Source organism: Chryseobacterium sp. MIQD13 (assembly GCF_050496705.1).
Lineage (GTDB): Bacteria > Bacteroidota > Bacteroidia > Flavobacteriales > Weeksellaceae > Chryseobacterium.
In genome coordinates this window covers 1,028,903-1,049,265 of sequence record NZ_JBNWAF010000002.1, presented here as the reverse complement: position 1 = coordinate 1,049,265, position 20,363 = coordinate 1,028,903, and the positions used below count along the sequence as shown (strand labels likewise).

The 20,363-nt window shown below is 39.1% G+C and carries 17 protein-coding genes and 2 riboswitches; of the genes, 3 read left to right on the top strand and 14 right to left on the bottom strand.

Translation table 11 applies throughout. The features are described 5' to 3' along the window. Window positions 1–8: 8 nt before the first annotated feature. On the bottom strand, window positions 9–2,753 hold the full coding sequence (locus ACQWU4_RS11780) for a TonB-dependent receptor plug domain-containing protein (protein ID WP_429935951.1): 2,745 nt from the start codon (window positions 2,751–2,753) through the stop codon (window positions 9–11). 293 nt (window positions 2,754–3,046) lie between these two features. After that, window positions 3,047–3,145: riboswitch (SAM-I-IV-variant riboswitch) on the bottom strand. A 122-nt stretch (window positions 3,146–3,267) separates the two neighbouring features. Here ACQWU4_RS11780 and ACQWU4_RS11775 point away from each other — a divergent pair. Next, window positions 3,268–5,490 carry an outer membrane beta-barrel protein gene (locus ACQWU4_RS11775; RefSeq protein WP_429935950.1) on the top strand — a complete coding sequence of 741 codons (2,223 nt, stop codon included), beginning with the start codon at window positions 3,268–3,270 and terminating at the stop codon, window positions 5,488–5,490. Between the two features lie 74 nt (window positions 5,491–5,564). Here ACQWU4_RS11775 and ACQWU4_RS11770 read toward each other — a convergent pair whose 3' ends face one another. The 13 genes from ACQWU4_RS11770 to ACQWU4_RS11710 form a co-directional block, all read right to left on the bottom strand. Further along, entirely contained in the window at window positions 5,565–6,272 is a 708-nt protein-coding gene (locus ACQWU4_RS11770) for a HesA/MoeB/ThiF family protein (protein ID WP_429935949.1), read from the bottom strand. A 138-nt stretch (window positions 6,273–6,410) separates the two neighbouring features. Beyond that, entirely contained in the window at window positions 6,411–7,529 is a 1,119-nt protein-coding gene (gene thiH / locus ACQWU4_RS11765) for a 2-iminoacetate synthase ThiH (protein WP_429935948.1), read from the bottom strand. Window positions 7,530–7,543: 14 nt separating this feature from the next. Next, entirely contained in the window at window positions 7,544–8,320 is a 777-nt protein-coding gene (locus ACQWU4_RS11760; protein WP_429935947.1) for a thiazole synthase, read from the bottom strand. Further along, a complete protein-coding gene (locus ACQWU4_RS11755; RefSeq protein ID WP_429935946.1) occupies window positions 8,317–8,931 on the bottom strand; it encodes a thiamine phosphate synthase in 615 nt (204 codons plus the stop codon). The genes ACQWU4_RS11760 and ACQWU4_RS11755 overlap by 4 nt, the downstream gene beginning before the upstream one ends. Window positions 8,932–8,933: 2 nt before the next feature. Beyond that, window positions 8,934–9,677: a hydroxymethylpyrimidine/phosphomethylpyrimidine kinase gene (locus ACQWU4_RS11750; protein WP_429935945.1), complete on the bottom strand. Its 744-nt coding sequence runs from the start codon at window positions 9,675–9,677 to the stop codon at window positions 8,934–8,936. After that, the gene (locus ACQWU4_RS11745; protein ID WP_429935944.1) at window positions 9,650–10,240 is read right to left on the bottom strand and encodes a thiamine phosphate synthase; all 591 of its coding nucleotides are present in this window, start codon (window positions 10,238–10,240) and stop codon (window positions 9,650–9,652) included. The genes ACQWU4_RS11750 and ACQWU4_RS11745 overlap by 28 nt, the downstream gene beginning before the upstream one ends. Then, the gene (thiC, locus tag ACQWU4_RS11740) at window positions 10,237–12,048 is read right to left on the bottom strand and encodes a phosphomethylpyrimidine synthase ThiC (RefSeq protein ID WP_429935943.1); all 1,812 of its coding nucleotides are present in this window, start codon (window positions 12,046–12,048) and stop codon (window positions 10,237–10,239) included. The genes ACQWU4_RS11745 and thiC overlap by 4 nt, the downstream gene beginning before the upstream one ends. A gap of 25 nt (window positions 12,049–12,073) precedes the next feature. Next, the gene (gene thiS / locus ACQWU4_RS11735) at window positions 12,074–12,280 is read right to left on the bottom strand and encodes a sulfur carrier protein ThiS (RefSeq protein ID WP_429935942.1); all 207 of its coding nucleotides are present in this window, start codon (window positions 12,278–12,280) and stop codon (window positions 12,074–12,076) included. A 58-nt stretch (window positions 12,281–12,338) separates the two neighbouring features. Then, window positions 12,339–12,436: riboswitch (TPP riboswitch) on the bottom strand. Between the two features lie 95 nt (window positions 12,437–12,531). After that, the gene (locus tag ACQWU4_RS11730) at window positions 12,532–14,595 is read right to left on the bottom strand and encodes a T9SS type A sorting domain-containing protein (RefSeq protein ID WP_429935941.1); all 2,064 of its coding nucleotides are present in this window, start codon (window positions 14,593–14,595) and stop codon (window positions 12,532–12,534) included. A 365-nt stretch (window positions 14,596–14,960) separates the two neighbouring features. Then, window positions 14,961–15,638 (bottom strand): RluA family pseudouridine synthase, encoded by a 678-nt coding sequence (locus ACQWU4_RS11725; RefSeq protein WP_429935940.1) that lies wholly within the window; start codon window positions 15,636–15,638, stop codon window positions 14,961–14,963. 3 nt (window positions 15,639–15,641) lie between these two features. Next, window positions 15,642–15,962, bottom strand: a complete 321-nt coding sequence (locus tag ACQWU4_RS11720; RefSeq protein WP_429935939.1) for a hypothetical protein — start codon at window positions 15,960–15,962, stop codon at window positions 15,642–15,644. A 3-nt stretch (window positions 15,963–15,965) separates the two neighbouring features. Continuing rightward, complete coding sequence (gene panB, locus ACQWU4_RS11715) at window positions 15,966–16,781, bottom strand: 3-methyl-2-oxobutanoate hydroxymethyltransferase (protein ID WP_040999307.1); 816 nt, start codon at window positions 16,779–16,781, stop codon at window positions 15,966–15,968. 62 nt (window positions 16,782–16,843) lie between these two features. After that, the gene (locus ACQWU4_RS11710; protein ID WP_429935938.1) at window positions 16,844–17,557 is read right to left on the bottom strand and encodes a Crp/Fnr family transcriptional regulator; all 714 of its coding nucleotides are present in this window, start codon (window positions 17,555–17,557) and stop codon (window positions 16,844–16,846) included. 89 nt (window positions 17,558–17,646) lie between these two features. Between ACQWU4_RS11710 and ACQWU4_RS11705 the strand changes: the two genes are divergently transcribed. Together ACQWU4_RS11705 and ccoS are read left to right on the top strand one after the other, a co-directional pair. Further along, window positions 17,647–20,025, top strand: coding sequence for a heavy metal translocating P-type ATPase (locus tag ACQWU4_RS11705; RefSeq protein WP_429935937.1), 2,379 nt, complete (start codon window positions 17,647–17,649; stop codon window positions 20,023–20,025). A 109-nt stretch (window positions 20,026–20,134) separates the two neighbouring features. Then, the gene (ccoS, locus tag ACQWU4_RS11700; RefSeq protein ID WP_048505436.1) at window positions 20,135–20,362 is read left to right on the top strand and encodes a cbb3-type cytochrome oxidase assembly protein CcoS; all 228 of its coding nucleotides are present in this window, start codon (window positions 20,135–20,137) and stop codon (window positions 20,360–20,362) included. Window position 20,363: the final 1 nt, after the last annotated feature.

The following is a 20,363-nucleotide window of genomic DNA, read 5'->3' as shown; positions in this document are numbered from 1 at the left end:
TATTTACTTTAGAATTTAAATTCCACTCTTGCAAAAAGGAAACGTCCTCCGATGCCGTATTGGGAAACCTGCCTTGAATATACAAATTGGTTATCGGCAGTCAGCGAACTGATATTGGGACTTTTGGAAGGCAGTATATTGAATATATTATTACTTCCTATCGTCGCCGAAATATTTTTATTGAAATCATATCCTACGGAAAGGTCCGTCACAAAGCGTTCATTTAAAACAAAGTGTTCCCTGCTTTCGGTAACGCCGTCAAAATTGGCATCCAGCACATCAGCATCTGTTACTTTTCCAAAATAGGAATTTCTAAGGGAAATCGTAAGCGCAGCAAGCCTTAAAGTGTTGGCAAGAGTAGCTTTGATACGCGGCACGGCTTCTTCAAAATACACCCTGTTAGGTTCGGAGAAATAATTATTGATCTGGCTCACCAGTTTAGGTGAAGCATGAATATCTCCAATTCTTCTGGTCTGATTAAGGTTAAGTCCAAGATTATTTTCCAGAGAAATCCCTTCCGAAATTCTTGAGTTCTGGGAAACAGTGATATCTAATCCTTTCGTTTGTGAATCCACTGCATTGGCAAAGAAATTCGCAGCACTGGCTCTGGCCAGATCGAAAGCTCCTTGCAGAACCGCCTGGTCTGATCCGGGTGCAAAATTTCCTTCAGGACGGTAGAATAAATCTGTAAGCACTACTCTGTCCTTAATCTTTATAAGATAAGCATCTGCTGTAAATACTAAACTCAAAGACGGGATCTTCCATGTAATGCCTGTGCTGTAGGACTGTGAGGTTTCCTGCTTTAATTTCGGAATTCCCAGTGCCTGAGCCGCCTCAGAATTATTTCTGAAAGTTCCTACCTGCGTTGTCTGCCCTTTCTGAATCAGTGTAGACGTAGAGCTATAGTAAATCTGTGCCAGAGAAGGTGCCCTGAATCCTGTGGAAACCGCTCCTCTCCAATTAAAATTCTTAGCCAGTTTTACATTTGTTGCCAGTTTATAGTTAAAAGTAGAACCGAAGTCTGAATAATTTTCAAAACGTACAGCTCCTTCCACTAACCACCAGTCGGTTGGCTCAATTTCAACATCAGCATAGGCTGCAATACTGTTTCTGCTTCCGGAAACCGCATTATCAGGGCTAAATCCAGGGAAAACCTGTGAACCGGCCGGCCTTATATTTCCAAAAAAATCAGTTGGTTTTTCATTATCAGGAGTAGCTGCTGTTACTACGTGTCCATATATATCATAAGAAACGTAAGAATTTTCTTTTCCGGCATTTACTTTATAATTTTCATACCGGTATTCCCCTCCAAAGGCAACATTTAAGCCATGTAAAACATCATATTTTTTTGAGAAATCCAGATTCAGAGTATTTTGTAAAAACTCTGATCCTCCTGCTTCAAAAGTTCTTGGAGAGCTGTCTCCCAGAGATGCATTAAATGTATTGACAACACCAAAATTAAAAGCATTCTTTCCAAAAGTATTACTCAGATCTACATTCCAGCCGTTCCATTTTCCTTTAATTCCTCCGGCTAAGGAATAATCATTTACACTTGCTTCAATCTGTGGTAAATATCCATTGGGTGTAACAGCATTGATATTTCTTTCTGTGTTTGGAAGCCGGAAAAATCCACCTGCATTTCCCAAACGGTAACTGTAACCTCCAAAGGAATATACTTTCCAGTCTTCATTTACAGGAATTTCGGAATTGAAAAAAAGCTGCGCTGACTGTAATTTAGACTGTCCTGCCCTCAGGCTGAAATCTTTTCTTTCCAGGCCTCTGTATTTAAGCTCCTGGTCCGTAAAATCCTTTCCTAATAAGCCTTGTAATGCTGTTATACTGTTCGCACCTGCTATCTGGTTTTTGAAATCCTGTGAAAAGTAATCAACCTGTGAAGCATACTGCTTAACAGTATTGATAATTTGCTGAGTATTGGAAGTGTTGGTTATATTTTTATACAACCCGTCAATATTAACTCCATTCTGCAAAGCCCTGTAATTAATAGCATTATAAGCATTGAAAATATCTCCCTGACGTACTCCTGCTCTGGAATACGGGTCACGGTACTGCACTGATCCTGTAACATTGATAAAACCTTTGTCACCAATTTTAGCTCCATAATTTAAATCTGCAGAAATAGTCTGCCCATCTATTCCGCCAGTGAAATTGTTTGCTGCAGGCGAAGCATATCCTCCTAAAAACACCTGACCTGAAAGTCCAAGCCTTTTTTTAAGGCCTAAGTTCACCACTCCTGCTATAGCATCAGAACCATATTGTGCAGAAGCCCCGTCTCTCAGCACTTCAATTTTCTCTAGTGCAAAGGCAGGAATAGCATTAAGATCAGTTCCCACAGAACCTCTTCCCGGCGTTAAAGTAACATTGATCAGAGAAGACTGATATCTTCTTTTTCCATTAAGTAAGACTAAAACCTGATCCGGGCCAAGTCCTCTGAGAAGGGCCGGATCTACAAAGTCAGTCCCATCATTCACAGTATGTGAAGTGGAAGAGAATGAAGGTACGACGTAATTGAGCGCCTGGCTTATATTATTAACCGGACTTTGTCTCAAAATTTTTGAAATATTGATGATATCTACAGGAACAGGAGTTTCCGTAAGAGATCTTCCCGATCCTCTTGATCCAAGAATTACCACATCATCAATCTTTTTAGATGAAGCAGAATCCGTTTGTCCAAAGTAAAATGCTGATATAATGGTTGCTGATGCTATGATTATTTTTTTGTTGAAAGTATACATGTATTTTCTATTTTATTATTACTGATTGTTTGGTTGGTCTTTGGCAATAGTATTCCTGTAACCTATTATTTAAGGTTACGATCAAAAGCCAGAATGTTTTTATTATTTTTTAAAGAAGTCTAGAAACAACAACACATGCGCATGTGGAAATGGCATGAAAACAGGTCAGAATAACAAAGTGATACTTCATGATCTGAAAAACGAAAATTTAAATTGGAAATGTGTTTCCCCTTGTCTTTAAACATTGATTTTATTTTTTTAAAACAAAAATTTCAAGATGGGAAGAAAAATAGAGAATAAACATTTTTTCCGGGCATGCCGGCTTATCTATTTCAGCACCTTGCTTGTTTTTGCAGGTTGCTATCCCATCTATGAGATTCTTGATAATTACGTGGCAAAGATATAAATATTTCGGAAATAAAAAAATAATTGCCTAAAAATTTAACTTTTCGCAAATTTCACCGTAACAAATCAATGTTTTTTACGTCTAACTAAACAGTAGTAAAAAAACATTATGAGAAAAACTATATTCGCGCTGTCTTTGCTTGCGTCTTTTTTTGCCTATTCACAGGAAAAAACCAATACCAGTCCGGACAAGGAAAAACAGATTGAAGGTGTTGTGATTACCAAAACTAAAAAAGCCGTTGAACAGAAAGCAGACCGTACTATTTTTGATTTTTCTGAACAGCCACAGCTCAATAACGGCAATGTTCTGGAGGGGATAAAGAAACTTCCGGGACTTGTAGCTACAGATATTGCCGGGATGATGTACCAGGGAAAAATCCTGGATGTTTATCTGAATGGACGGCCTTTAAATATTACTTCGAACGAACTGAATTCTTTTCTTGAAGGGATGCCTGCCAACTCAGTGGACAGAATTGAAGTGATTACCCAGCCCGGAGCAGAATTTCCTGCCACTTCAGGAGGTGCAATCATGAATATCATTACGAATAAGAATGCCAATAAGTATTTAACGGCAACGTATTCGGGAAATTACTCGTTTACGAATTACGATAAATTCAGAAGCAGAACCACTAATTCTCTAAACCTGAATGCCAGAAATAAATTTTTCGGATGGCAGCTGAACGTAGGCCAGAACTATCGTGAAAGTATGCTGAACGGAGATCAGGATGTGCTTCTTCATAATAATACAGACAGAATAGGGCGTGGTTATTTCGCAAAGGCAGGTGTAACCTTTGATCTGGGACAGGACAGATTATTATTGAATTACGATATTTATCACAATAACAATGACAATTATACGCTAAGTAACGGTATAGGAGACAGAACACCGGATAACAGTCCCTTAGGCTATTACCTGAGAGATTATGATTTTACTTCTTCAGATATTGCCCATACCAACAGTGTAAGACAGGAAGCTGTAGCGACTTATCAGAAACGTTTTGCGGATAAATCTCAAAAGCTGGATTTCCAGTTTGGATATACGAAAGCATATACAAAGTTTGGACAAGACAATGTATTTCTCGATAAAACATTCCAGGAGCCGTTTGAGCCCCTGCCCAGATATGTTCTCGGAAATGTGCTGAGCAATAATTCGGATATGAGAATTGCTAACTTTAAAATTGATTATTCCCAACCTATAAAGCTTCTGGATGGAGGGAAAGTTAGTTTGGGAGGTTTGTATGAGAGACAGGATTATGATACGGAAAGCAGAGGCCTTACCAATCTGGAGTATCAGAGACAAACGGCTTCCACTTATCTTGAATTTCAGGCGAAACTGAAAAAATTTGATTTTACCTTAGGAGCCAGAGCAGAAAACTATGATATCTCCGGGATTACAAGAGTCATAAAAGATGATGCTGTATTGGAAAGGGATTTAACACCTTTCAATAAGTTCAAACTTTTCCCGAATGCCAGTGTACAGTATAGCCTGATGAACCAGGTATACATTGCCGCTAACTACAACAAAAAGATCACTCTGCCGAGTATTTCTGCCCTGAATCCGAACAATGTTATATTTGGAAGCCCGAATACACAGGTAACGGGTAACCCAGATCTTCAGCCTACCATTTTCGACAACTATGAATTGAAGGTTTCCGCTTTTGATTATGCTTTCATTGGATACAGTGTAAGTTCTGCAAAGGATCAGGTGGCACAGATCATTATGAAAGACGGTAAGAACCTTTACAACAGACAGGTGAATATCTCGAATATGAAAATTCACAACTTCAATGTAGGTCTTCCGATTCCGTTTATGATTTTCAGTAAGCCGATGAGCGAGATCATGAAGTTTAATTTTAATCCTGATAAGATTAATTTCATGTACCTGTATGCAGGTTATCAGAAACATGATATTGACAATTTGAACAATAAAGGGTTCTGGATCTTTAATATCATGACTCAGCTGCTTTTGCCAAAGGATATCAAACTGACGGCCAACTACAGCTATCTGACACCAAAAGCAGGATATTTCTACTTTACTGCAGACAAACCGTTCAATAATAACCTGGATATCACACTGACGAAAAAATTTATGAATAACCGCCTTACGGTTTCTGTTTTCGCAAATGATATTTTCAACGGACAGGTGATGCAGGTTTATTCTAATCCGCCTGAAGGACAGTCTGTAATGATCAGAAGCAAATATGATACAAGAAATTTCGGAATTTCTATTAATTATAAAATTCCTACAAAAAATAAACTGGCTAAAGAGGATCCGAATATCCTGAACCAGACTAAAAAAGAAGACACTGGTGTAATGCAGCAAGGACAATAATTTTTAGGATTAAAAAACCATAAAATGAGGCAGTAAAGTAATTTTACTGCCTCATTTATTTAAAACAATATAATTTAAAAATCTATGGTCTGGAACCTCCAATCCAAAGTATCAATAAGGGTAAGCTTATTAGATTCTACAGGTAGCCCGGTGATGATCTTTAAAACCTTCATAGCCATCATACTTCCTACAATGCCGGGAAGTGCCCCCAAAACTCCGAGACTGTCACAATCCGGCATATTTTCATCGAAAGGAGGCTCCGGAAAGAGATCTCTTAGATTCTTACTTCCGCTGTAATTGAAAACAGCAACCTGTCCTGAAAACCCCAATATGCTGCCATAAACCAAAGGTTTTCCTAATTTCACACAGGTGTCATTAATTAAATACCTTGTTGTAAAATTATCGGAACCATCCACAATAATATCGTATTGCGAAAGGATTCCTTCGGCGTTGGAATACTCAATTTTTTTATCAATCCCGGTAAATCTTACCTGCTGATTCAGGTTTTTTACAAAAAATTCAGCACTTTCAACCTTGGAATTTCCGACTGTATTTTCAGCGTGAATGATCTGCCGGTTCAGATTGTGAAGCTCTACCTCATCAAAATCTGCCACACCCAGATTTCCAACCCCAGCCGCTGCGAGATACTGAATAACCGGACTTCCCAAACCTCCTGCGCCAATGACAAGTACTTTGGAACTGATGATTTTCCGTTGCCCTTCCAGCCCTATTTCTTCAATAAATATCTGCCGGCTGTATCTTGTAAAAATATCTTTGCTCATCTAGTAATTATTTTGAACCATTAAGGTTTTTTAAGGGATTAAGAGATATTCAGGTGAACTTTGCTTTAAGATCTAAAAATCTCGTGATTTTTCTTAATTATCTTAATAGCTTCAATATTCTTAATGGTTATATTCTTTTTAAATTCCGCTGTATGCAGGATCCCAGTCTTTCATTACAGGATCATAGCCAGCTTTTCTGATGATACTTTTTACTTCTTCCATGCTGCGTTCGTCACTGGTTTCGAACTGTTCCAGGGACTCAACGTCTACTGCATAACCTCCCGGATTTGTTTTTGAAGCGGCACTCATCGTTGTAGCTCCCAATGAAATGATATGATCTCTGAATTTTTCGTTTTCCCTGGTAGATATTGAGACTTCCAGATCCTCATTCCATATTCTATAAGCACAGATCAACTGAAGCAGGTCTTTATCTTCCATAATAAAATTAGGCTCGATAATCCCTTCCGCAGGTCTGAGCCGGGGAAATGAAACCGAAAATCTGCTTTTCCAGTAGTGCTTCTGGAGGTAATCAATGTGAAGAGCGTTAAAAAAACTGTCTACACGCCAATCTTCCAGTCCAAGCAAAACTCCCAAACCTATCTTATGAATTCCGGCCCTTCCTATTCTGTCCGGTGTATCCAGCCTGAAATGGAAATTTGATTTTTTTCCTTTGGGATGATATTCTTTATAGACTTCCTGATGATAGGTTTCCTGATAAACCAAAACCGAATAAACGCCTTCATGATGCAGCTGCAGGTATTCTTCTTCGGATAACGGCTGGACCTCAATTGAAATATTGGCAAAATGGGGTTTCAACAGCTGTACTGCATTCAAAAAGTAAGAAATCCCCACCGTTTTATTGGCTTCACCGCTCACTAACAGAACGTGATTGACTCCCATCGATTTCAGAACAGAGGCTTCTATCATCAATTCCGTATCGGAAAGGGTTTTACGCCTTACGTTATTATCAAGGCTGAAACCGCAGTAGGTACAGATATTCTGGCATTCATTACTGAGATACATCGGCGCATACAGCTGAATGGTTTTTCCAAATCGTTTCTGGGTAAGCTGACGGGTCATTGTTGCCATCAGCTCAAGTTCTGTTGCAGCTACAGGGGAAAGCAGGTTTAAAAAATCGTCTAAAGTTTTATGCTTCTTATGAAGGCTGTGCAGAACATCAGCATGGGTTACTTTTTCGAGCTTAGTTTTTACTTCATCCCAATGATAGCATTCAAAAACATCTTTAAAGCTTTTCATTATTTTTTGCTTTATTATTCAAATAAAAAGGAGGTCAGAGGACTTGATGCTTCAGCGTGATCTGCTATTGCTCCGAGACCTGCTTCAAATGCTCTTCTTCCGGCAACAACTCCTTCTTTAAAGGCTAAAGCCATATTTACTGGATTTCTTGCCACAGCAATTGCTGTATTCACAAGAACGGCATCTGCTCCCATCTCCATTGCTTTTGCAGCATCTGAAGGTGCCCCGATTCCGGCATCTACAACAACAGGAACATTGCTTTGGCTGATAATGATTTCCAGGAAATCCAGTGTTCTCAATCCTTTATTGGTTCCGATGGGAGCTCCTAAAGGCATTACGACAGCTGTTCCGGCATCTTCAAGACGTTTGCACAAAACCGGATCGGCATGAATATACGGCATTACGATAAATCCAAGTTTGGCCAGTTCTTCCGTGGCATACAGGGTTTCAATGGGATCGGGAAGAAGATATTTCGGATCGGGATGGATTTCTAATTTTACCCAGTTGGTTTCCAGGGCTTCTCTTGCGAGTTGGGCGGCCAGTACAGCTTCTTTTGCAGTTCTTGCTCCTGAAGTATTGGGAAGAAGATGAACGCTGGTCTCTTTTAATGAATCCAGTAACCCGTCTTCTGCGACGCCGGAATCGATTCTTTTCAACGCCATAGTGACCATATCTGTTCCTGAAGCTATGACTGACCTTGCCATTTCCTGCAGGTTTCCGAATTTCCCGGTTCCTAAGAAGAGTCTTGAATCGAATACTCTGTCAGCTATTATTAATTTCTGATTGTTCATATCATTGCTTTTTTAAATTCTTTGATAACAGCAGGACGGTTAGTGATTTCTCCTGAAACTGCAGCACCATATATTCCGATCTGCTGAAGAAGTTCAATATCCTGAAGGACAACACCTCCAATTGCAAATATTTTCGGAACTGAGATTAAATTTTCTCTTAAATGTTCAACAATATTCTGATAGTCTTCAAAGCCTAAGACAGGGCTTAACTGCTGTTTTGTTGAAGTAAATCTTAATGGTCCCAAACCTATATAATCACATGGTTCATTAATCCTTTGAAGAACATCTGAAATAGTGTTAGCCGTTCCTCCTATAATTTTATTTTTACCTAAAACGTGTCTTGCAATTTCAATGGATACATCTTTTAAGCCCAGATGGACACCGTCTGCATCAATGTCTTTCGCAATCTGCACATGATCATTAATGATACAGACCGACTGATATTCTGAGCAAAGTTTTTTTGAAATTTCACAAAGCTGAAAAAATTCACTTTCATCAGCATTTTTCCAACGGACCTGTACCCATTTTATACCATTATCTAAAGCTTTCCGGATATTAAATTCCTGTTCCTCCCTGGTGAATCCCTGAGATATGTATTGTAATTTTTCCATGATTAAACTAAATGAAAACCCAATAAAGAAGGGTTACTCTTTAAAAAATTTTCTATATATACTTTTCCTTTACTGCACGCTGTTTCCAGACTTTCTCCTTTAGCGATCCAGCCTGTAATGGCAGAAGACAGCACACACCCGGAACCGTGCTTTGGATAATGATCCGCAGGTTTACCTGTACCGGGCTCCAATACAATTTCTTTTCCGCTCCCGATCAGGATATCTGTCCCGGTTTTATCATTTCTATGGCCTCCTTTAATCAGCACGGAACAAGAGTTTCCGGAGTGATCTAAAAGATCATATAAAACACCATACTCATTATAATTAGGTGTAATAAGGTCAATTTTTTTTAAAACATTTTCCAAAAGAAACAGCGTTTCCAGATCAAAAAAAGAAAACTCTGATGTACTTTTCAGCACCGGATCCCATATGATCTTTGCTTCAGCACTATGAGACCGTATAGTTTCTACAATTTTTTCAAGAAATACAGCATCTTTTACCACTCCAATCTTTACTGCCCGGACAGGATACTTTTTCATCAGAACATTTATAGATGATAATATTTCGTCTATGGGTCGCCATTCTATGCTTAAACATTGGGATTCTGTCTGAATAGTCATCGCTGTGCAAATACCCAGTCCCATTACTGTAAGCTGTTCAAATGTTTTTATATCAGCTAAAATACCTGCCCCACCTGAGGGATCAAATCCCGCAATGCTTATAACGAAAGGGCGTTCTGTCTGCATTTTTTGAATGTATTTAAAGGTTGATTACTTTCCCAAACTGCACCCAGAAGCGCTACTCCATCTGCTCCGTTTTCAAATGCTTTACAGATATTGTTTTCATTAATTCCTCCCAGTGCAATTAATTTTACGTCCTGATTATTCCTGTATTTAATATCCTCCATTACAGTTGATTCTTCCCCATATCCTTTTTTAGAGATACTGGGAAAAACCGGGCTGACAAATGCATATTCCCATTCCTTTTCCAATTCATTATAAGTTTCAATATCATGAACAGAAGTCGAAATAATGTTTTGTTCTGCATAAGCTTTATAAGTTCCAACATTTCTATCAGCTTCTCTGAAATGAAACCGGGAAATATGATGATCCTTCCCCAAATCATAATATCCGTGCAGTACCAATTGAGGATAAAACTCTTTATGAATACCAAACAGGAAATTTTTCATTTCTTCCCGGTTTATCATAGGTTTTCTGATATGAAGCAGATCCAAACCTTCCTGAAACATCTGGTTGATGATTTCCATTTCATTCCGAACTAATGTTTCGGGAGTGATAACGAGGATCATATATAAATTTCTTTTCCTTTTTCTATAAATTCCTGAGATTTATCCAGCATTCCTTTTTCCGCAGAATCACGGATCTCCTGAGTAATTTTCATTGAACAGAATTTCGGACCGCACATGGAACAGAAATGGGCAATTTTAGCCCCTTCAGCAGGAAGCGTTTCGTCGTGATAAGCTCTTGCCGTATCGGGGTCCAATGAAAGATTGAACTGGTCTTCCCATCTGAACTCAAATCTGGCTTTACTTAATGCATTGTCTCTGTATTGTGCTCCGGGATGGCCTTTAGCAAGATCTGCAGCATGGGCAGCCAATTTGTAAGTGATTACCCCAACTTTTACATCTTCTTTGTTGGGAAGGCCTAAATGTTCTTTCGGAGTTACATAACAAAGCATTGCACAACCAAACCATCCAATCATAGCTGCCCCTATTCCTGAGGTAATATGATCATATCCCGGTGCAATATCCGTCGTTAAAGGCCCCAAAGTATAAAAAGGCGCTTCATGACATTCTTCCAGCTGCTTATCCATATTTTCCTTGATCATATGCATCGGTACATGGCCCGGTCCTTCGATCATGACCTGTACATTATGTTTCCAGGCAATTTTGGTCAGTTCACCTAAAGTTTCCAGTTCTGCAAACTGAGCGGCATCGTTGGCATCTGCAATAGATCCCGGGCGAAGACCATCTCCCAATGAGAAAGCCACATCATACTTCTTCATGATCTCACAGATCTCTTCAAAATGGGTATATAAAAAGTTTTCTTTATGATGGTAAAGACACCATTTTGCCATGATGGAACCACCTCTGGAAACAATTCCTGTTACTCTTTTTGCTGTAAGGTGAATATATCTCAGTAAAACTCCGGCATGAATAGTAAAGTAAGATACTCCCTGCTCTGCCTGTTCAATTAAGGTATCTTTAAATACTTCCCACGTAAGATCCTCCGGAACTCCTTTGACTTTTTCAAGAGCCTGATAAATAGGAACGGTACCAATAGGAACCGGGCTGTTTCTGATGATCCATTCTCTTGTTTCATGGATATTCTTTCCCGTGGAAAGGTCCATGATAGTATCTGCACCCCATCTACAGGCCCACACTGCTTTCTCCACTTCCTCTTCGATACTGGATGAAACAGCACTGTTCCCGATATTGGCATTGATTTTAACCAAAAAATTACGCCCAATGATCATCGGTTCGCTCTCCGGATGATTAATATTATTGGGAATGATTGCTCTTCCGGCAGCAATTTCGTCTCTTACAAATTCGGGGGTGATTTTATTTTTAGGAGTATTCGCCCCAAAGCTGTTTCCCGGATGCTGAAATGCCATTTCTTTGGGAGCGGCTTCCAGTTGTTCAATCCGTTGATTTTCCCTGATCGCCACATACTCCATTTCCGGGGTAATGATTCCCTGTTTTGCGTAGTAAAGCTGAGTAAGCTCCAAGCCTTCCTTTGCTACTTTCGGTTTGTGGTCGTATCCGAAACGCAGTTCATCGAGACGTGGGTCTGCGAGGCGGGCTTTTCCGTATTCTGAAGTAATTCCATCCAGAATATTCACATCTTTTCTGTCCAGTATCCACTGCTCCCTGATTCTTGGAAGCCCTTTCGTAATATCAATAGATGCATTCTCATCCGTATAAGGACCGGAAGTATCATAAATGGTTACCGGAGGATTATCTTCCAAAGTTCCATTAGTAAGCTTTGTGGGACTTAGGTGAATTTCACGCATTGCTACGCTGATAGGATGTATTTTTCCTTCAACATAAATTTTCCTGGCATTCGGAAATGGTGAACAGGTGATTGAATGAGCCATAAGTTTTTGTATTATTAAATGAGAATTATCCGCCCTGAGTGGCAGTAATGATTAAAACTGAATCTTTGTCTTTGAGGATTGTTTCCGTCCAGGCGGACAGTGGAATAATACGGTTGTTGAGTGCTACTGCTATACCCTTTTTCTTTCCGGGTACTTCCATAGCCATCAGTGCTTCCAGATTATCCGGAAGTACTTCAAATGTTTTCGTTGTGTGGTTAATTGTAAGTTCCATTCCTAATTATTTTATATATACTTTAGGAATGGCCGTTATTGTACAATAGAATGTACAGCAAAAGTCATCTACTTTTCCCTACGCTGGTATGATCCAGATCAGGTTCAAAGGGTAAAGTCTCAGTCTGTATGTCTACAGACACCCCTAAAGTCGGAACGAAGTTAGACATTTTTTCAGAACGGACAAAATATATCAAAACAAAAACCCGGAGCTGCTAAACTCCGGGCCATTTATTTCCTATCTAAAAGGTTTTATTTTTTAATTGCCTTTACACGTGCAGAACCTCCATCTTTCATAGTTAAACTAAGGATGTACAGACCTGATTTCAAATCTCCGAGATAGATTTCTTCAGATAGATTATCAATAGTTTTTATCATTCTTCCTGCAGTATCAAAAACCTGAATGGATTTTACTTTTTCAATATCAGTAATCGTTATGATATCTTTAAACGGATTAGGATATATTTTCATCTGATCTTTGGTATTCACCTCTGATGTGCTTAGGCAGGCAGTATCTACAGTGGCGGTAACTGTGGTTCTTGTACTTTCACATTTACTAGTGATCTGCCAGTCATAAAAATAATAATAAGATGTTGAAGCAGAATTTGCAGTAAGATTTCCAGCAGTTATAGATAATGCCCCCGGAACCGTAAATGGATAAGTACCCCAACCGCTGCCTGATTCTCTTATCAAACCACTTACACCACCGGATCTGGTCAGCATCATCAATTTATAATTGCTTCCCGGCGGAACTGTAAAGTTTAAAGGAACGTAAGTTTTTACATATGGGGCTCCAGTGCCTGTAAGATTTACGGTAATGGTCTGCAGAGTTGTAGCAGGAGAAACATTTCCGTCTTGTAAAGCAATTTCTACAGTCCCGGCTCCCGTACCCATCGGATATACATTTACTCCATTGATTGTAACGGTAGAATAAACATCAAAAAGTAAACCTGCATCCAGGGTATATCCGGTTGTAGATACTGCATTTGCAAATCCGGTTGAAGATGTACCTGTTGTTGAAGCAGCTACATAATAAGGTGTTGTGGTACTTAATGCAGGTGTTGTAAAACTTGATCCTGTACCCACTACATTTCCTGCTGTAGCAGCATCATACCAGGTTATGGATGCTCCGGTATCTGCCGTAGCGGATAATGTTGCAGTCTGATTAGGACAAACAGTTGCTCCCACAGTTGAAAGAATTGCAGGCGGCTGACACTGTGTTATTACCTGTACCGGCTGAAGAGACCATATACTTGTATTTCCCGATCCGCAATTTGACCTGATCCAGACATAATATGCTGTAGCTGGCGCCAAAGGACCTATTGAGGCTGAAGTTCCCGGAACATTCGGGGTTGTAGCAGGAGTTGAAGATACGGGAGGAGTGCTTGACGTACTGTAATAGATATCATATCCTGAAGGCGATGACGGAGAAGCAGTCCAGGATATAGCTGCACTGTTATTTGTAGTGACTCCCCCGGTAAGGCCTGATGGAGCATAACAAGTTGGAGGCACCCAGGTGTAGGTTAATCCTGCAGTTGGCATTCCCGGAACTGCATTGGAGGTATTAAATGCCTGTGTGCTGCTGTTTGCTGTACCTGGTGTAGAATTGATAAATTCAAGTGTTGTTGCATTAAGCCGGGTATTAAAGTCGGCGGCAGCGGTACCTCTTAAACCTATCTGAGCTGTCCCTGAAACAGCTGTACTTCCCACTAAATAAGCTCCGCTGCTATAAACCATCTGAATAATATTAGAAGTTTCCTGCAGACGGATCTGGAATGAAAAGGTATAAGCTGCGGCAGTGGAAGTACTGCTGTTTGGTCTGAAATTTTTCCACTGGATAACAGCTTCACGATTGGGAGCTGTACCGGTTGTTTCCCAACTGATATCACCGGTAGTCGAGCTGATATCGAAAACACTGCTCAAATCCCGCCCAAAAACAGAAATTGCCCCGTCATAAGCTGTAGTACTGGAGATTGGAGTCGTAGTTGTTGTACCCGGAGCTGTTGAACCAAAAGTTATAAATCCGTTTGATGATACATTCAATGCATTGTACGAAGTTCCGTTAAATACAAAATTGAATGGTAATGTTAAAGGATAAACATTACTGTTAAGATTTGTTGTTGAAGCATTACCTGTAGCTGCTCCCAGTATGCTTCCCGATATTGGGGTATAAGTTCCCGCAGCCTGGGCAAAACTGTAAGCACTTACCTGAGCCTTGGCAGCAGTTCCGGCAACAAGCAGAGCAAAACAACTAAAAGCTGTTTTCAAATACTTTTCCCTTCTCTTGTTCAAGAGAATCTTGTAAAAATGTTTCATAATGGAATAGGATTAGATTAACTCACAATTTATGATTTTTTTAAAATATACCACCAATAAATCAATTTTAATATTAAATTTATAATAAATCCAAATAAATAAAGGTAATTCAATACGTTAATTTAAAAAAATAGTATAAAAATGTTTTTCATAAAACACTGTAAAAACAAAAAAAAGAACCACTTCAAGATTGAAATGGTTCTGTATTTTTTCATTTTAAATGCCTTTAATAGTAAAGTTTTAAATTTCGATTAGGATCATATTAATTAGTCCGGTATTGTCGATCAGAGTAAATCCTTTATCCTGCTGGTATATTCTGGTTCTCCTTTTTAGGATATTCGAAGAGGGGCAAATAGAATCAGTTTTTATTCTTCACAAGCCCGCCAGATAGCATCATTTTGCGGAACGGGAGCTATAATCTCTATTTTTTCTTTGGTGACAGGGTGAATAAATTCCAGCTTCCTTGCATGAAGGTTGATTCCTCCGTCAGGATTGGAACGCGGAGCACCATATTTCAGGTCCCCTTTTATAGGAATTCCGGTTTTTGACAACTGGGCGCGGATCTGGTGATGCCTTCCGGTTTCAAGGTCAATTTCAAGAAGCATATAATTATCCAGTGTTTTAATCACATGATACGTTAAAATTGCTTCTTTTGCCCCTTCTGTTGCTTTTGGAAAAACAATGGCTTTATTATTCTTTTCGTTCTTCTTCAGGTAATGAACAAGTCTTTGGCTCTGGGGAATCATTTCTTTTTCTACAACAGCCCAATATGTTTTTTTTACCTCCCTGTTCTTCACCATCTGGGTAAGACGGGAAAGCGCTTTGGAAGTTTTGGCATAAATAACCAGCCCGGAAGTCGGACGGTCTATACGGTGAACTAAACCAAGGAAAACATTTCCAGGCTTAGCATCTCTTTTCTTTATAAAAATTTTAATGGACTCCAGCAAAGATTCATCACCGGTTTTATCTCCCTGAACAAGCTGTCCTACTTTTTTATTAACTACCAGAAGGTGGTTGTCCTCATATACAATCTGTTCCTCCATACCTTATATACGCTTGGGCCTGCTGGTAAAAGAAAGTGCGATTCCTCCAAGCAGACCGATTGTTTTAAGAATCGAAAGCTTAGAATCTTCCGGCAAAGTTGCCCCAACTATACAAAGCAGTGCAGCCGCATACATCGCGTATGTAAAATTTTTATTGGTCAGCAAAGGTGCCTGGACAAAAAAGCTGGCTCCTATCAGATAATAAAAAACTTTTCTGGAAAGAAGAATATTAATTTCCGGAGAAAACAGATTAAACCAGCCCGCTGCAAGACAGACCAGTGCTGCAATTGATAAGATCCCCTGAATAGTTTGTTGGTTCTGCATCAATTAGTAGCTTTCATTTTCATTAGGGAATTCAACACTTTTCACATCTTTTACGTATTGGGCAACCGCTCCCGTAATTTCTGTATAAAGATCAAGGTATCTTCTCAGGAACTTTGGACTGAAACCTTTGTTCATTCCAACCATATCGTGGTACACAAGAACCTGTCCGTCACAGTCCGGTCCGGCTCCGATTCCGATGGTAGGAATAGAAATGCTTTCTGATACTTTTTTAGCCAAATCAGCAGGAATTTTTTCCAAAACAACTGCAAAACAGCCTAATTCTTCCAAAAGCTGCGCATCCGAGATTAATTTCTCAGCTTCAGCTTCATCTTTGGCTCTTACTTTATAGGTCCCGAATTTGTAAATCGACTGTGGAGTCAATCCCAGGTGTCCCATTACCGGAATTCCGGCATTGATAATTTTTTTAATAGATTTTGAAATCTCTTTTCCGCCTTCAATTTTTACAGCATGAGCTCCTCCTTCCTTCATCATTCTTACAGCAGATTCCAGTGCTTTTTCAGGATTACTCTGGTAAGTTCCAAATGGAAGATCCGCTACAACAAGCGCTCTGTCAGTTCCTCTTACTACACTTTGAGAATGGTAGATCATCTGGTCCAGTGTGATAGGCAGTGTGGTTTCAAAGCCGGCCATTACATTGGCTGCAGAATCTCCGATCAAAATGGCATCAACTCCGCCTGCATCTACCATCTTGGCTGTGGTAAAGTCATATGCAGTAAGCATCGTTATTTTCTCCTTGTCGAATTTCATTTTTCTCAAGGTTTCAGTGGTAACTTTTTTAATTTCAGAGTGAACAGACATAATTTATCTATTTTTTAAAAGTTAAAAAGTCGGCTTTCGCCGACTTGAATTTTGTATGATTGTTATAAAACTACGTGACCTAGTTTCATCAATTTGTCGTGGTTTAGAATTTTGATATTTCTTCCATCTACTTCTATGAGACTGTCCTGTTTAAATTCAGAAATCAAACGGATGGCACTTTCCGTAGCAGTACCGATGATGTTGGCAATTTCTTCCCTTGTAAGCGAAATTTTAATAAACCCTTCAGGATCTACTCCCAATTTCTGTTCCAGAAGAATAAGGATTTCAGCCAGCCTTTCTCTTACTGTTTTCTGAGCAAGGAAAGTGATCGTATTGGAAGACTCTCCTAATTCAAATGAAATTTTCTGAAGCATCGCAAAAGAAAGCTGCGGATCTACTTCCAGAAGATACATGAAAACATCTGCCGGCAGGAAAATGCATTCAATGTCTGTCATAGCCTCAGCCTTTGCCTGGAAATTTTCCCCACAAAGTAATGAACGATAGCCGATAATATCCCCCTCTTTGATAAATCTTAAGATCTGGTCTTTTCCAAAAGCTCCGGATTTGGAAAGTTTAGCTGCTCCCTTTTCTAAAACATAAACTCCTTTTGGTGCTTCTCCGTCTTCGAAAATGGTGTCGTGCTTCTGAAAACTTAATTTTTTCTTGCTGTTAATGTATTTTTCAAAATCAGTGCTAGAAAGTCTTTCCTTAAATGATTTATCATTAAAAACTCTGGCGAACCTCTCTTCAATTGCAATCTGTTGTTCCTGCGACATTTTATATGACATTTATCACAAAAATAGAACTTTTTAACGCGATAAACAAAAAAAATTGTTATAATTTTGTAGTTCAATATTTTATGGTGGTGAGCGAGAACTGTTTTCATTGTGGTCAAGGTATAGAAAAGGAGCGAATTTTATTTGATGAAAAGACTTTCTGCTGCAACGGCTGCAAGTCTGTTTACGAAATTCTGAATATCAATAATTTAACTAATTTCTATGAACTTAATAAAAGAGCCGGAATCCGTCCAAGCGATGAGAGCTCTTCCCAGTTTGAATATCTTGACACTTCTGAAATCTTCGAAAAGATCACCGATTTCTCTGAAGGAAGCACCAGTCTCGTCACCTTCAAAATTCCTGTAATACACTGTTCTTCATGTATCTGGCTCTTGGAAAGCCTTCACACACTGAACGAACATATCAAGTATTCCCAGGTGAATTTCACCAGAAAGACCTTACAGATCTCATTCAATCATAATGATCTAAAATTAAGCGAACTAGCTAATTTCTTAACCAATCTCGGATACAAACCCGTTATCAGCCTGGAAACAGCTGATAAAAACGTAGATCATCTTGACAAATCTCTTCTCATAAAATTTGCCATTGCCGGTTTTGCTTTCGGAAACGGGATGTTCCTTGCTTTTCCTGAATATGTAGGCGGTGAAGATTTCTGGATGGAGCATTATAAAGGTCTTTTCAGAACACTGATGTTCCTTTTGGCGTGTCCTGTTGTATTTTATTCTGCTTCGGATTACTATAAATCTGCCTGGTATGGATTGAAAAACAAGATCGTTAATATTGACGTTCCTATTGTTTTGGGAATTTTCGTCCTTTTCGGACGAAGTATTTATGAAGTGGTTACAGATTACGGACCTGGTTATTTCGATACCTTGTGCGGACTCCTTTTCTTCATGCTGATGGGTAAAATTTTCCAGAAAAGAACATATAGTGCATTGTCTTACGACAGAGACTACAAATCATTCTACCCTATTGCCGTTACCAAAGTAGATTTTGAAGGAAAGCAGGATAACATTCTTCTTTCTGAGGTAAAAGTTGGCGACAGGATATTGGTAAGAAACCAGGAAATCATTCCGGTGGATGCCATTCTGATCAATGGAGAAGGAAATATCGACAACAGTTTTATTACCGGAGAAAGTGAGAGCATCAGCAAACAGCCTGGCGATAAGATATACGCAGGAGGAAAGCAGATCGGCTCTTCTTTGGAACTCGAAGTAATTAAAGATGTAGATCAGAGTTACCTGACACAACTTTGGAACAAGGAAGCTTTCAAAAAACATGAAACCGGCCTTGATACACTGACCAACAACATCAGTAAATATTTCACTTTCATTATTTTAGGCATTGCAGTAGTTTCAGGAACTTACTGGGCTTTTATTGATCTGGAAAAAATGTTCCAGGTAATTTCAGCCATTCTGATTATCGCCTGTCCATGTGCATTGGCATTATCTGCACCGTTTACTTTCGGGCACATTATGAGAATTCTGGGCCGTAATAAGTTTTATGTAAAAGATACTTTAACGATTGAAAAGATTGCCAAACTTGACACCATTGTTTTTGATAAAACCGGAACAATTACCCATAGAAAGAAATCAAATATCAGATATGAAGGCACTGAAATCAATGAATTTGACTACCTGAATATCAAGACATTATTAAAAAATTCCAATCACCCGCTTTCTAAATCCCTGTATGAATTTATAGAGGTCAATGATGATTATTTCACTGTTGAGAATTTCCGGGAGATTTCCGGAAAAGGATATGAAGCCAGTGTAAGAGGAAATATTTATAAAATCGGTTCCGCACGTTACAACGATCAGGAACCCAAGAACCTTGAAACCGCTGTTTACATCAGCAAGAATAACCAGTTTTTAGGCAAATTCATCTTTAAAAATGAATACCGTCCGAAACTGAAAGAGCTGTTTACAAAGCTTGCCAGCTACAAAATATTCATCCTGAGCGGCGATAACTCCTCTGAAGAAAACCAGCTTAAAGAACTGATCCCGAATTATAAAGGAATGGCTTTCAACCAAAGCCCTGAAGATAAGCTTAATTACATCAAAAACCTTCAGGATCAGAACATGAAAGTTGCCATGCTGGGTGACGGGCTGAATGATGCCGGAGCATTAAAACAAAGCAATGTAGGGATTGCGATTGCAGATGACACCAACAGCTTTACGCCTTCCTCCGATGTAATTATGAATGGTGATAAAGTCGTTACACTAGACAATTATCTGAACGTATGCAAAGGCTCGATTACTATTGTAAAAATGACATTCATAATCAGTTTTCTATACAATATTGTTGGTTTAAGTTACGCAGTTACAGGCCATATGCACCCGCTCTTCGCAGCAATCATCATGCCAATCAGTTCCATCACTGTGGTTACATTCACTACTCTTTCCACCTGGATTTTGGGCCGAAAACATTTCAAGAAACAGGCGTAGAAGCCCTTATTTAGACTGATTTTAAATTAGCTGAAATCCGCATTTCGTGATGAATGTCATTATTTTTCACTAAATTTGAACCCCGAAAATAGGTTAATTTTGTTGTCCAATGGATATTCTATATTTAATGATCCTTTGCAGTGTTTCTTTAGCTGCGATTTTCTTGGTCGTATTTATAGTGTATGCCCGAAAAGGACAGTTTGAAGATGATGAATCTCCGGCTGTCAGAATCCTTTTTGATAATGGAGAGATCAAGGAAAAGGATGAAAGCGGCAACAAAGATAAAGACGAGAAAAAAATAGGAGAGAATAATAAAATTGAAGAAAAAAGTGAATAGT